Genomic DNA, 12,911 nt, shown 5'->3' on the forward strand with positions numbered 1-12,911 from the left:
GTTGTTGATTTCCGTTCCAGGCGGCTTCGCTTTCCGCGGGCGTGCCGGAGAGCCTCCTCGGCCCTTAAGGCCTGCGGGGTCTCCCCTGCCCCGTACTCCCGCAGGAGTCTTCGCCGCCTTCCACTCCAATCAACAGGGTTCTTTTACACAGGCTATATTTTAATAAAATGTGCTTTAAAAAAAGCTGCTATTTTGCTTAAGCAGCTTTTCAATCTATCTATTTAGAATTCAGTACTCGTTTTCCTATCCGCTCAAACAATCTCGGAAAAAGAACATAGACAACACTGCCCATGTTCATCCAGCGTGGAAGATTGATTTCTCTTGTTTTTGTCAGCATGCTATCGACGACTTTTTGGGCGACATACTCTGGCTGAAGCATAAACCGCTGCACATTTTTCACATAGGTACCCTGTTCATCCGCAATATTAAAAAAGTTCGTCGCAATGGGTCCTGGATTTACTGAGGTCACTTGGACATTATAATCAGCAAGCTCCATCCTAAGGGCGTTTGTATAGCCAAGAACGGCGTGCTTGGTGGCTGAATAAACACTTGACTTTGGTGTTGCGAGTTTACCGGCCTGGGATGCAATATTGATAATATGGCCGAAACGCCGTTCCCGCATCTTTGGCAAGACCATACTGGTGCATGCCATCAGGCCGACCACATTTACATTAAACATCCCCTTAATTTCATCCATCTTAGCCTCATGGGCTTCCCGGAATACCCCAAATCCGGCATTATTAACAAGTATATCGATATACCCTATTTTCTTAAGGATGTGCTCGAAAACTTCTTTTACACGGTTTGTATCTGATACATCAAGCTGAAATACATCTACATTTATTTGAAACTGCTGTGCAAGGCTTGATTTTAACTGTTCGAGCTTATCCACACTTCTGGCAAGCAGGATAAGATTAGCACCACTAGCAGCGCAAAGTTTGGCGATTTCAGCACCAATCCCGCCGGATGCACCTGTAATGACGATATTTTTACCTTTTAATTGTTCCCTTACCATTTTAGCACCCCATCTGTGTTTAAAAGCCTGACCTATTTGCAGTTAAGGAGAATACAGGCTGTCTAGTACTACTAATAATTTCCTCGATAAAAGATAAATAGTCAAGCTGCGTCTATAAAAACTTAGAAAAAAGTAAAAATTCTTATAATTGATTCTTGACAAATAGATGGGATATCAAGGATAATCACCTCAATTCAATAGGAGGAGTAAGAATGAAAAAAATTGCAATCGTAGGTGCTGGTTCGATGGCGGAAGCCATCATCTCAGGCTTACTAGAAAATGAATTAATCGATAGAAAAAACATCTGGGTAACAAATCATGCTAATAAGGCAAGATTAAAGCAGCTCGAAGAACGGTATGGAATCTGCAGCACGTATGAATTAAATGACCTTTTTAATGGAGCGGACATCGTGATGCTGGCTATGAAGCCAAAGGATGCTGATACCGCAATTGACTATATTCATGAACATCTAACTGAGAACATGCTTATTGTTTCCGTTCTCGCAGGCGTATCGATGAGCACGATTGAAAGCCTGGCTAGAAAGCCACTTTCAGTTGCCCGCTCAATGCCTAATACATCGGCGGCAGTTGGGAAATCAGCTACGGCCATTGCCGTAAATGAACGGGTTACCGCCGAACAGCTGGAATCCATCAAAAAACTATTCGAATCCGTCGGTTTAGCAAGGCTCGTTGAGGAGGAGCAGCTTGACGCGGTAACCGGATTGTCAGGAAGCGGTCCGGCCTATATTTATTACCTAATTGAGGCCATGGAGAATAGTGCGGATGAGATCGGTCTCGACAAGTATATGGCCCAAGAATTAATTGTTCAAACACTAATCGGGGCAGCAGAAATGGTGAAAAACTCCTCAAAATCTCCCGAGCAGCTGCGACGTGAAGTAACAAGTCCTGGCGGAACAACAGAAGCAGGGATCCGGGTCCTAGAGGAATTCGAAGTACAGCAGGCATTTATATCTTGTATTAAAGCCGCAACTGCCCAATCTAAAAAAATGGGTAAGGCCTTAAGTTCCGAATTAAAAGTTGGCAAACCACTATAAAGCAAAAAAAGCACTTACCTTTTAAAAATGGTAAGTGCTTTTTTTTACGTAAAAACTATATTAAATTCTTTAAAATCCTCGGCAATCTCTGTATTTGGAAACACTTCTTTTGCTTCCTCAACCAGTTCCAGCCATGCCTGCCTGTCATAGCGCGAGCTTATGTGAGTTAAGCACAAATGTTTGCAGCCGGCTTGTTTAGCAATTTCTGCTGCTTGGTGTGTTGTTGAATGAAAATAATCAAAGGCAAGCTGTTCCTCCCCTTTAGCAAAGGTCGCTTCATGTATTAAAAAATCCGCCTCTTGAGCAAGTCTTCGTGAATTTTCACAAACTCTTGTATCCCCAAGGATGGTAACAATCCGGCCCTTTTGGGAGGGTCCAAGGAAATCATTCGGTTCAATAACCCTGCCATCTTCAAGAACAACGGTTTCCCCATTTTTTATTTTTCTAAAAATGGGTCCCGGCTTTACCCCTGCTTCCTGCAATTTATCCGCAAGAAGTGTGCCCGGCCTGTCCTTCTCAACGATTCGATATCCATAGGAGGGAATTCCATGCTCTAGCAGCCGGGCCTCTACGGTGAACTGTTCATCTTCGAAAATCATTCCATCTTCAATTTCAATCACTTTTAATGGATACTTTAAATAGGTTTGACTTACTGAAAGACTAACACCGATATATTCTTTAATTCCTTTAGGCCCATAGATCGTCACTTGTGATTCGCCCCCCTGGAAAGAACGGCTTGATAATAGTCCCGGAAGCCCATATATATGATCACCGTGCAGATGGGTAATAAAAATTTTTTCAATTCTCCGCGGTTTAATCGATGTATGTAATATTTGATGCTGGGTCGCCTCTCCAGCATCAAATAGCCAAACTGACCCTCTTTCTTCCAGCAATTTGAGAGCTATGGACGTAACATTTCGAAGTTTGGCAGGCATCCCTGCTCCTGTTCCTAAGAAAAAGATATCCAAAAGAACACTCCTCTCTACTCCTCATTCTTATGGATACTATATCACAATCTTTTTTTAAATGCTTAATTACCCATAATTTCTTCCTGCAACGATTATTTTTTTGTTACATGCAATTCTTTATATTTGCGAAACCTAAAGAAAACAGATAAATTAAATAAAAGCAAATAAAAATACATAACAAGGCTATGAGAAAAGAGGTACAAAAGTGGAACAAAACAACATGACTTCGTTAATTATGATCTTTGGAGCAACTGGAGATTTGGCCAAACGAAAATTATTCCCGTCACTTTACCGGTTGTTTTCACGGAATAAACTTGAAAAATTTGCCGTGATCGGTGTTGCCAGAAGGTCTCTTTCTAATGATGAGTTTCAAGCATCTGTTAAGGAATCAGTAATATCGGCCCTAGGCAACAAAGAAAATTTAGATGAGTTCATTTCCCATTTCTACTATCAATCACATGATGTATCGGATTCCAACTCATATGTAACATTGAGAAATTTCGCTGATCAAGTGGATAAGAATTATGACCTTCTTGGAAATCGAATCTTTTATTTGGCAATGGCACCAGAATTCTTTGGTCCAATTGCCCTGCATTTAAAATCCGATGGTTTGACAGATGTCAAAGGATACAAACGACTTGTCATTGAGAAACCATTTGGCCATGACTTAGAGTCTGCCAAAAAGTTAAACGAACAAATCAGAAGTGCCTTTGAAGAAAAAGAGGTATACCGGATTGACCATTATTTAGGAAAAGAAATGGTACGAAATATCGAGGTTATTCGTTTTGCTAACGCAATCTTTGAACCTCTCTGGAATAACCGCTATATCTCCAATATACAAATTACTTCGAGCGAAACACTCGGAGTGGAAGAGCGCGGCCGTTATTATGAAACAAGCGGCGCACTAAGGGATATGCTGCAAAATCACATGATGCAAATGGTGGCATTGCTTGCAATGGAGCCACCGATCAGTCTGACTACTGATGAAGTTCGTTCTGAAAAAGTAAGAGTATTCAGATCCCTTAGAACCATCGAGGAACAGGAAGTAAAAGAATATTTTGTCCGCGGCCAATATGGAGAAGGAACCATTGAGGATGTTAAGGTTCCAAAATATCGTGATGAAGCAATGGTCGATAAAGAATCCAACACCGAAACCTTTGTAGCCGGGAAGATTATGATTGATAACTTCCGTTGGGCGGGTGTACCTTTTTATATCCGTACAGGTAAAAGAATGGCGACTAAATCAACGAAAATTGTTGTTCAATTTAAAGATATTCCGATGAATTTATATTATCAGCCAGAAAAAATGTTAAATCCAAACTTACTTGTCATTCATATTCAACCTGAAGAAGGAATTACATTGCATCTGAACGCTAAAAAAGCAGGCGGACATCTCGATGCACAAGAAGTAAAATTAAGCTTTGCCAATACAGGCATCCATGCGATGAACACTCCAGAAGGCTATGAGAAGCTCTTGTACGATTGTATGAGAGGAGATGCTACTAATTTCACACATTGGGATGAAGTAGCCTACTCATGGGCATTTGTAGATAAAATTTCAGGCGCTTGGGAAAAAACAAAAGCAGAATTTCCTAATTATCAATCCGGAACAATGGGTCCAGATGCAGCAGATGAGCTTTTAGAAAAAGACGGCTTCTTCTGGTGGCCAGTTACTGATCTAGAGGTTGATATTTGTAAATAAGAAAAGCGTAGGGCGCCCGTCTATCGGCGACAAGCACAAGACGAGCCGGCCGAAAGGTTGTTCTTTAACCTTTTGGACGGATTGGCTTGTGACCTCGAGCCGATGGCGCCTGGAGCTGGACAATTCTCGAAGTCGAAATAAATAAAAGCTCCCTTTGTTACTAACAAAGTGGAGCTTTTATTGTTTGTCCTTCTTTTTTTCGGGAAAAGAACGTAAAAAATCCTTATTAAAACTTGTACCGGTACCAACATTGTCAGTTGTTTTGTTAGCATTTGAGCCGGCGGATTCAATAATATTTTTTCCATACTTTTCGCGCAAACTGGAAAGAGTTTTTAATAGTGGTTCTTTTTTAGCATCTTTTTCATAAGAAAATAAATCCAATTGCTTATAAGCATGATCTTGATCGACTAAATCATTCCCTGTAATCCCTAACAAACGAACAGGGTCTCCATTCCATGCTTTCAAGAAAAGCTGTTTTGCATATGTCGAAATATCCTCTTTCTGACTAATAGGATTCAACAATTTCATACTCTTGGTTATTGTTTTCCGATCTTTATAGCGGATCGTAATGGCCAAGGCAGATGCCATCACTGTTTTCCTCCGTAATCTAGTTGATACGGTTCCAGCTAATCCTTCCAGCACATGAAACAGCTCTTGCTGATTACTAATATCTCTTGGCAGGGTCGTTGAATTCCCAATACTTTTGAATTCGGAAACAGACTCTGGATCGACGGACCTGACATCGATCCCGTTTGCCCTTTCTTTTAGTCTGGTCCCATTAATTCCAAGCAAGGATTTTAATTGAATCTCGTTCCCGCTTGCTAAGTCACCAATGGTATAAATTCCAATTGATTTAAGTTTTTCGGCTGTCTTATTACCTACTCCATGCATTTCATTTGTGTTTAAAGGCCAAAGTACGGAAGAGATATCACGTTTCCTCAAGACGGTGATTCCCATTGGCTTTTCCATATCTGATGCCGTTTTTGCTAAAAATTTATTTGGGGCGATTCCAATACTGCATGGCAGGTCCAACTGTTCAAGGATTCTTTTTTGAATACTTTCTGCGATTTCAATAGGACTCCCTAATGAGAAACTTTCCGTAATATCCATATAACCTTCATCAATTGAAACCGGTTCAACTAGTTCCGTATATTGCCTAAGAATTTCAAACATAGCAATTGACGCCGCACGGTAGCGTTCAAAATTAGGCTTCATAACGATCAGCTTTGGACAAAGTTTTTTCGCTTCCCAAAGAGGCATGGTCGTCTTGACACCTAATTTCCTAGCTTCATAGCTGCAGGTTACAATGATTCCCCTTCGTTCCTCCACATTTCCAGCAATGGCAAGCGGTTTTCCCTTTAGTTCAGGATCAAAGGCCATTTCAACAGAAGCATAAAAACTATTCATATCTACATGTAAAATAACTCGACCGTTTTTTGGATACATTTCTTTCATAAATACCCCCCTAAAAAACCAGGAATTCCTATAATAGTATAACAAAGAAGGAGGCCAATTGGCTCTCCTTCCGAAAGGGTAATTATTGATTAGTAACTTCGTTGATTATAGCGATTGTCATTTCGGCAAGCTTATATAATTCCTCAATCGGCATACGCTCGTTGGTAGTATGAATTTCTTCATACCCCACAGCTAAATTGACAGTTGGAATATTAAAACCATTAAATACATTGGCATCACTGCCGCCGCCGCTATGCTGCAGTTCACAGCTGCGGCCAATTTTTGCTGCCGCTCGGCGGGCAACTTCAACAACTTGGTCACCTTCAGCAAATTTAAATCCAGGATACATGACTTCCACGTCCACTTCCGCTCTTCCGCCCATTTCCGCAGCTACCGTTTCAAACGCATTTTTCATTTTGTTCACTTGAGCCTCCATTTTTTCAGGAATAAGTGAACGTGCTTCTGCCAAAATATCTACACGATCGGCAACGATATTAGTAGCTTGGCCGCCTTCAAAACGGCCGATATTGGCCGTTGTTTCATGATCAATTCTCCCTAAAGGCATCTTGGCAATCGATTTAGCAGCAATCGTAATCGCAGAAACCCCTTTCTCCGGCGCGACACCCGCATGTGCCGTTTTCCCGTAGATAACCGCTTTTACTTTAGCCTGCGTTGGAGCAGCCACAACTATATTCCCTACTAAGCCATCACTGTCAAGGGCATAACCATATTTTGCTTTAAGTAAGGCTGGATCAATTGCTTTTGCACCCTGTAAGCCTGACTCTTCCCCAACTGAGATGACAAATTGAATGAAGCCATGAGGGATATTCTGTTCCTTAAGGAGACGAATGGTTTCAAGCATAACAGCTATACCAGTTTTATCATCAGCGCCTAAAATCGTTGTCCCATCTGTAACAACGTACCCGTCCTTTATAGAAGGTTTTACCCCCTTAGCAGGTGTCACTGTGTCCATATGGCAAGAGAAATAAATAGGATCTACTCCTTCTTTCACAGCAGGCAGTGTACAAATTAGGTTTCCTGCACCATGACCCGTTACAGCCGTTGTATCGTCTTCAAAAACATCGAGACCTAACTCGGTAAACTTTTGTTTAAGTATTTTAGCTATTTCAGCTTCAAATTTTGTTTCAGAATCAATTTGTACAAGTTCTAAGAATTCATTTAACAGTCGTTCCTGATTTACCACATTATGACCCTCCAATATATGTACTCACCTTAATCTAGCTGCAGCGCCTAGGGGCTCTTAGGTCTAAGCCAATCCGACAAGAAGGCTCGTCTAGACTCACGCCCCTGTTCAAGGCGCTTCCGCTTTCTATTTCAGTATACCTCTTTATTTAAGCTATCATCAAATGTAAGAGATAAGTAATCATTAGAGAGGGATATTTCCATGCTTTTTTTTCGGTCTAGATTCTTTTTTATTTTTAAGCATCTCCAAAGCTTGAAGAATTTTTATTCTTGTATCACGCGGGTCTATTACATCATCTACCATGCCCCTGCTTGCTGCCACATAGGGGTTTGCAAATTTTTGGCGATATTCTTCTATTTTTTGCTGTCTAGTAAGCTCCGGATTACTGCTGCTGTTAATTTCCTTTGAAAAAATAATATTCGCTGCCCCTTGCGGACCCATTACAGCAATTTCAGCATTAGGCCATGCAAATACTAAGTCAGCACCGATGGATTTACTATTTAAAGCCACATATGCACCGCCATAGGCCTTTCGTAAAATAACCGTTAATTTAGGTACAGTGGCTTCGGAATAAGCAAACAAAATTTTGGCTCCATGGCGGATAATCCCCCCATGTTCTTGTTTAACGCCAGGAAAGAAACCGGTTACATCCTCAAAGGTAATAATAGGAATATTAAAGGAATCACAGGTCCTAATAAATCTTGCAGCCTTATCAGAGGAATCAATATCCAAACCGCCCGCCATTACTTTGGGCTGATTGCAGACAAGTCCAACCGTTTCACCTTTCATACGCGCTAATCCAACAACAATGTTTTTTGCGAAATTTTGATGGATTTCCATAAAGGAACCATCATCAACTACTTGTTCAATCACTTTTCTAACATCATATGGACGGACGGCATCGAAGGGGACAATATCCATTAAATCAGGACGATAATCATCTTCCTTCCCCGCCTCTAGTCCTGGCGGCTTTTCTTCATTATTCTGAGGAAGATAGCCTAACAGTTTCCGGACACTTTCCAGCACTTCAGCTTCCGTCTCTGCTTGGAAGTGGGCATTTCCACTTATAGAGTTATGAACATTTGCCCCGCCAAGATCTTCAGGAGAGATTTTCTCACCTGTTACCGTTTCAATGACCTTTGGTCCTGTAATAAACATTTGGCTTGTTTTTTCAACCATGAAGACAAAATCTGTAATGGCAGGAGAATAAACCGCACCACCTGCACATGGCCCCATGATAACAGATATTTGTGGAATGACTCCAGAATATATCGCGTTTCGGTAAAAGATATGCCCATACCCATCCAATGAAACAACACCTTCTTGGATACGCGCTCCGCCTGAATCATTAAGACCAACAAAGGGTGTACCATTTTTAGCTGCTAAATCCATGACAGCGGCAATTTTTTTAGCGTGCATTTCCCCTAATGCACCGCCAAAAACGGTAAAGTCCTGCGAAAATAAATAAATGGGCCGGCCATTTACTTTTCCATAGCCTGTCACCACACCATCGCCCGGACCCTTTTGTTCATCTAAACCAAAATCATTGGTTCGGTGTTCAATAAAAGAATTTAATTCAACAAAACTATCCTTATCTACTAACAGGTCAATTCTTTCTCTAGCTGTCAATTTTCCTTTTGCGTGCTGTTTGTCAATCCTTTCATCCCCGCCTCCAAGCTCCACTTCCCTGCGCCGATCATACAATTCATTAATTTTTTCGTAAATGTCGATCATTTAACCCCTTCATCCCCTTTTTTCTCGCAGAGCTCTACCAGAACACCGGCTGCAGATTTAGGGTGCATGAAAGCAATTTGTGCCCCTCCTGCCCCTGGTCTTGATGTTTCATCAATCATCCGGATCCCCTGTTCTTTCATTTCCGCGATTCTTTCTTCAATTGATGACACACCAAGAGCCACATGATGAATTCCCTCACCTCGCTTCGCAATAAAGCCGGCAATCGGGCTATCTTCTGTGGTTGGTTCTAGAAGCTCTATTTTGGTTTCCCCTGCTTTTAGAAAAGCCACCTTGACCTTTTGGCTGTCAACCACTTCAATTCCCAGTAGTGATAGTTTTAATACGTCCGTATAAAAAGGCAATGTGTGTTCAAGTGACTTTACAGCAATCCCAATATGGTCGACTTTTTTAATCATGTTCTCCCCTCTGTTCCCAAAATTAAAATAAATCAGACAATTACCTTATTCGTTACAAAATTCATAAATCCTTCCTGATTTGCTTAGTTGTTCCGTTGTCCATTCAGGAGTTTCTTAGTACAATAGGGATAAGCTATGAAAGACAAAGGAGGTATTCATATTGTCTAAAAAGAAAACAAGAAAAATAATTGTCTATCTAATGCTTTTTGCGATGTTAGCCTCAACCCTCCTATTAGGGATTGCTAATCTTATATCTTAAAAATAGGAAAAGGGACTGTTCAACTTGGAACAGTCCCTTTTCTATTGAATAGCTCTGTTTTCTTTTGCAAGATCCTCGAACGATTTATTTGAGGATGTAACCAATATTTTCGTTCCAAGTGGGATTAATGGAAAAAGAGAGGTAACAACCTCATTTTGGGTGCGGATACAGCCTTGAGAAACATATTTGCCTATCGAGGCTGGCTGATTGGTACCGTGGATACCATATATTCTTCCGTCGGTTCCTTTGGCATTAAAACCGATCCATCTGGCTCCAAGTGGATTTTTGGGGTCGCCTCCAGGAATATTCTTTTTACGAAAATATGGTTTTTTTGCCTTTACCGTAATCGTAAAAAGACCTTCAGGCGTTAGTTCCTGGGTTTTCCCGGTACCCACACTGACAATGGTTTGAATTTTATTGTCATCAATAAACGCTAATTCATTTTTAGTCTTATTGACAATTACGAAAGGGTCACCAGGTAAAGGATTTGGCCCTATTGGCCAAAGGGGTGCGAGAAAAAAAGTCATGAGGAGCGGCGACAATAGTTTAATCAATCCAACCACCTGCCTTTTTTCTCTAGTTTACCACCGCTTTCTTCTTTTCATGCGCGCTTGTTTGGATCACATGAAAAGAACTTTTAATAATTAGATACTCATTCATTTCATTGACTAATTGCAAAAGTGCTGCCCGGACTTCAAATTCCTCCCTTGTTTTCGGAAGTTCCATTTCTTCGAATTCTTTCTTCATCTCTCTTAATTTATCTATATAAATATGAGCCGTATTACCAGGATGTATATTCTCTGAAAGCTCCTCAAGAAAGGCAGCAACCATTTTCCCTTGTACAACCGTACTAGTAAGTGATGTGACGATTGGTAAAACACGTTCAAGGATTTCGAATTGTTTTTCTCTCATTTTAAAATATTCAAAGTACAGGTTCTCTTCACGGAGAAAATGATTTTCAAAATCTCTTAACGCAAGCATTTTTGCTTCATCAAACAGCTTAGCACTTTCGGTAATTTCTTTTCCGTCCCAGCTGCTCTCTCCTGTTCTTAAGTATCTCACGATCTCTAAAAGAATTAATTTGAAGTTATCCTCAATCATCACTTGATAATCTCTAAGTTTGCGATCAACACTCGGCATATACAAGTTAATAAGTAATGCAACACCTATACCAACTGTTATTACCCCTAATTCATTTAAAAATAAAGCCAATGTAATTTGGCGAGCCATAAAGACATGTAAAATAATAACACTACTTGTGACAATTCCGTCCGGCGCTTTTAACATAACGATAGTTGGAATAAAAAGGATCAGCATGACTCCAATTACAATCGGATGATAGGAGATTCCTTCAAAAAAAAGGGCTGAAAAAGGCATTGCTAATACACATGCTAAAAATCGATCCCACGCTGTGCGAAGCGACCGTCTTTTTGTTACCTGTATACACAAAATGGTTAAGATTCCAGCAGATGCAAAGTTGTTTAAGCCCAGCTGCTGAGCAATTAAAATAGAAAAAGCTGTTCCAACGGCAGTTTTAATCGTCCGATAACCAATTCGAAATTTCATAAATCGTCTCCTAGGCTTAGAAAAAATAAAAAGATGATCATTAAGACCATCTTTAGCATATCTCTATTAAACCATTTTTTTCAAATAAACGGTTTTTATAAGATCGAATGAACGTTATTTTTATAATACTTTTTCTAAAAAGTCCTTTGCTCTGCTTGTTCGAGGACGATTGAAAAATTCATCAGGTGAGCCTTCTTCCAATAATTTCCCTTCATCCAGGAAGATAATACGGTCAGAAACCTCACGAGCAAATCCCATTTCATGTGTTACAATGGCCATCGTCATTCCTGATTGGGCGAGATCCTTCATAACGGTTAATACTTCCTTTACCATTTCTGGGTCAAGCGCCGAAGTAGGCTCATCAAATAACATTAGTTCCGGTTCCATTGCAAGAGCACGAGCAATCGCAACACGCTGCTTCTGCCCGCCTGACAGATTATTAGGGAAAGCAGTCTCTTTTTCAGAAAGGCCTACTCTTGAAAGCAATTCACGAGCTTTTGCTACAGCAGATTCACGTGATTCTCCTTTAACTTTAATTGGAGCGTATGTTAAGTTCTCCAAGACTGTTAAATGTGGGAACAAATAAAAGTGCTGAAAAACCATTCCGATTTGTTCTCGAACTTTCATTATATTTGTTTTTCTATCAGTAATCTCTTGATTATTGATCCACACTTTTCCTTTCGTTGGTGTCTCTAACAAATTTAAACAACGAAGAAAAGTGGACTTACCCGAACCTGAAGGTCCAATGATAGAAACTACCTCACCACTATCTATATTGGTTGAAATATTTTTTAAGACTTCATTTTCCCCGAATTGTTTATAGAGGTTCTCAACTTTAATCACTGAATTTCATCCTCCTTTCCACCCATTTACCAGCGAGTGTCAGCACCATAACTAAAATCCAATAGATTAATCCAACAAATATAAGTGGTTCAAAATTTCGATAAGTATCTGCTCCCACTACTTGTGCACGGCGCATCAGATCTAAATATCCAATCGTCGATACAAGAGCAGATTCTTTTGTTAAGGTAATAAATTCATTCATAAGAGCTGGTAAAATATTTTTTAAAGCTTGAGGCAATATAAGGTCCTTCATCATAAGACGATAGGGAACTCCCAGTGCTTGAGCTGCTTCCGTTTGACCTTTATCAACTGCTTGGATTCCTGCCCTGATGATCTCTGAAACGTAGGCTGATGAATTCAAACCAAAAGCTAAAATGGAAGATAAAAATGGTGATATATCATAACCTGTTAATTGCGGAATCGCAAAATAGATGAGCATTAATTGCAAGATTAATGGTGTACCACGAAATATAGATGTATAAGCGTCACCAAACCAATTTAAAGCCTTTATTCGTGAAATTTTAAATAACGCTAGAATCGTACCAAGGATAAAACCTAATATAATGGAAATAATAACAAACTTTAATGTAACCCATATTCCTTCTAGGATAAAAGGAATATAAGGCACAATTTGGCTAAAATCCAAATTCATGCCTTACACCTCACTTCAATATTTTCTTTACTATCATTGAAT

The 12,911-nt window shown here is 40.1% G+C and carries 13 protein-coding genes; 3 read left to right on the top strand and 10 right to left on the bottom strand.

Annotation, left to right across the window (positions count from 1 at the left end; all coding sequences use genetic code 11):
* Nucleotides 1–217: 217 nt before the first annotated feature.
* Entirely contained in the window at nt 218–1,015 is a 798-nt protein-coding gene (locus tag GXK58_RS07970; protein ID WP_160721512.1) for an SDR family NAD(P)-dependent oxidoreductase, read from the bottom strand.
* A gap of 212 nt (nt 1,016–1,227) precedes the next feature.
* Between GXK58_RS07970 and proC the strand changes: the two genes are divergently transcribed.
* On the top strand, nt 1,228–2,070 hold the full coding sequence (gene proC / locus GXK58_RS07975) for a pyrroline-5-carboxylate reductase (RefSeq protein ID WP_160721514.1): 843 nt from the start codon (nt 1,228–1,230) through the stop codon (nt 2,068–2,070).
* A 44-nt stretch (nt 2,071–2,114) separates the two neighbouring features.
* Here the strand turns inward: proC and rnz are convergent, their stop codons facing one another.
* Entirely contained in the window at nt 2,115–3,038 is a 924-nt protein-coding gene (rnz, locus tag GXK58_RS07980) for a ribonuclease Z (RefSeq protein WP_160721516.1), read from the bottom strand.
* 235 nt (nt 3,039–3,273) lie between these two features.
* On the opposite strand from rnz, the gene zwf reads away from it, so the two are divergent.
* Nucleotides 3,274–4,740, top strand: a complete 1,467-nt coding sequence (gene zwf / locus GXK58_RS07985) for a glucose-6-phosphate dehydrogenase (RefSeq protein WP_237389616.1) — start codon at nt 3,274–3,276, stop codon at nt 4,738–4,740.
* 177 nt (nt 4,741–4,917) lie between these two features.
* Here the strand turns inward: zwf and GXK58_RS07990 are convergent, their stop codons facing one another.
* From GXK58_RS07990 to mce, 4 genes are all read right to left on the bottom strand, one after another.
* Nucleotides 4,918–6,195: a DNA polymerase IV gene (locus GXK58_RS07990; RefSeq protein WP_160721518.1), complete on the bottom strand. Its 1,278-nt coding sequence runs from the start codon at nt 6,193–6,195 to the stop codon at nt 4,918–4,920.
* A gap of 82 nt (nt 6,196–6,277) precedes the next feature.
* On the bottom strand, nt 6,278–7,399 hold the full coding sequence (locus tag GXK58_RS07995) for a tripeptidase T (RefSeq protein ID WP_160721520.1): 1,122 nt from the start codon (nt 7,397–7,399) through the stop codon (nt 6,278–6,280).
* Nucleotides 7,400–7,582: 183 nt separating this feature from the next.
* Nucleotides 7,583–9,133, bottom strand: a complete 1,551-nt coding sequence (locus tag GXK58_RS08000) for an acyl-CoA carboxylase subunit beta (RefSeq protein WP_160721522.1) — start codon at nt 9,131–9,133, stop codon at nt 7,583–7,585.
* Nucleotides 9,130–9,549 (bottom strand): methylmalonyl-CoA epimerase, encoded by a 420-nt coding sequence (gene mce, locus GXK58_RS08005; protein ID WP_160721524.1) that lies wholly within the window; start codon nt 9,547–9,549, stop codon nt 9,130–9,132. Before mce ends, GXK58_RS08000 begins: the two co-directional genes overlap by 4 nt.
* Before the next feature lie 160 nt (nt 9,550–9,709).
* Between mce and prli42 the strand changes: the two genes are divergently transcribed.
* Complete coding sequence (gene prli42, locus GXK58_RS08010; protein WP_160721526.1) at nt 9,710–9,808, top strand: stressosome-associated protein Prli42; 99 nt, start codon at nt 9,710–9,712, stop codon at nt 9,806–9,808.
* Nucleotides 9,809–9,849: 41 nt separating this feature from the next.
* Here prli42 and GXK58_RS08015 read toward each other — a convergent pair whose 3' ends face one another.
* From GXK58_RS08015 to GXK58_RS08030, 4 genes are all read right to left on the bottom strand, one after another.
* Nucleotides 9,850–10,335, bottom strand: coding sequence for a L,D-transpeptidase (locus GXK58_RS08015; protein ID WP_160722194.1), 486 nt, complete (start codon nt 10,333–10,335; stop codon nt 9,850–9,852).
* A 49-nt stretch (nt 10,336–10,384) separates the two neighbouring features.
* Nucleotides 10,385–11,374, bottom strand: coding sequence for an aromatic acid exporter family protein (locus tag GXK58_RS08020; protein ID WP_160721528.1), 990 nt, complete (start codon nt 11,372–11,374; stop codon nt 10,385–10,387).
* Between the two features lie 120 nt (nt 11,375–11,494).
* On the bottom strand, nt 11,495–12,217 hold the full coding sequence (locus tag GXK58_RS08025) for an amino acid ABC transporter ATP-binding protein (RefSeq protein ID WP_160721530.1): 723 nt from the start codon (nt 12,215–12,217) through the stop codon (nt 11,495–11,497).
* Nucleotides 12,210–12,869: an amino acid ABC transporter permease gene (locus GXK58_RS08030; protein ID WP_098530096.1), complete on the bottom strand. Its 660-nt coding sequence runs from the start codon at nt 12,867–12,869 to the stop codon at nt 12,210–12,212. Before GXK58_RS08030 ends, GXK58_RS08025 begins: the two co-directional genes overlap by 8 nt.
* Between the last annotated feature and the right edge of the window lie 42 nt (nt 12,870–12,911).

The sequence above is a fragment of the Bacillus sp. USDA818B3_A genome, from assembly GCF_009928415.1.
In the GTDB taxonomy this organism is placed as follows: domain Bacteria; phylum Bacillota; class Bacilli; order Bacillales; family Cytobacillaceae; genus Neobacillus.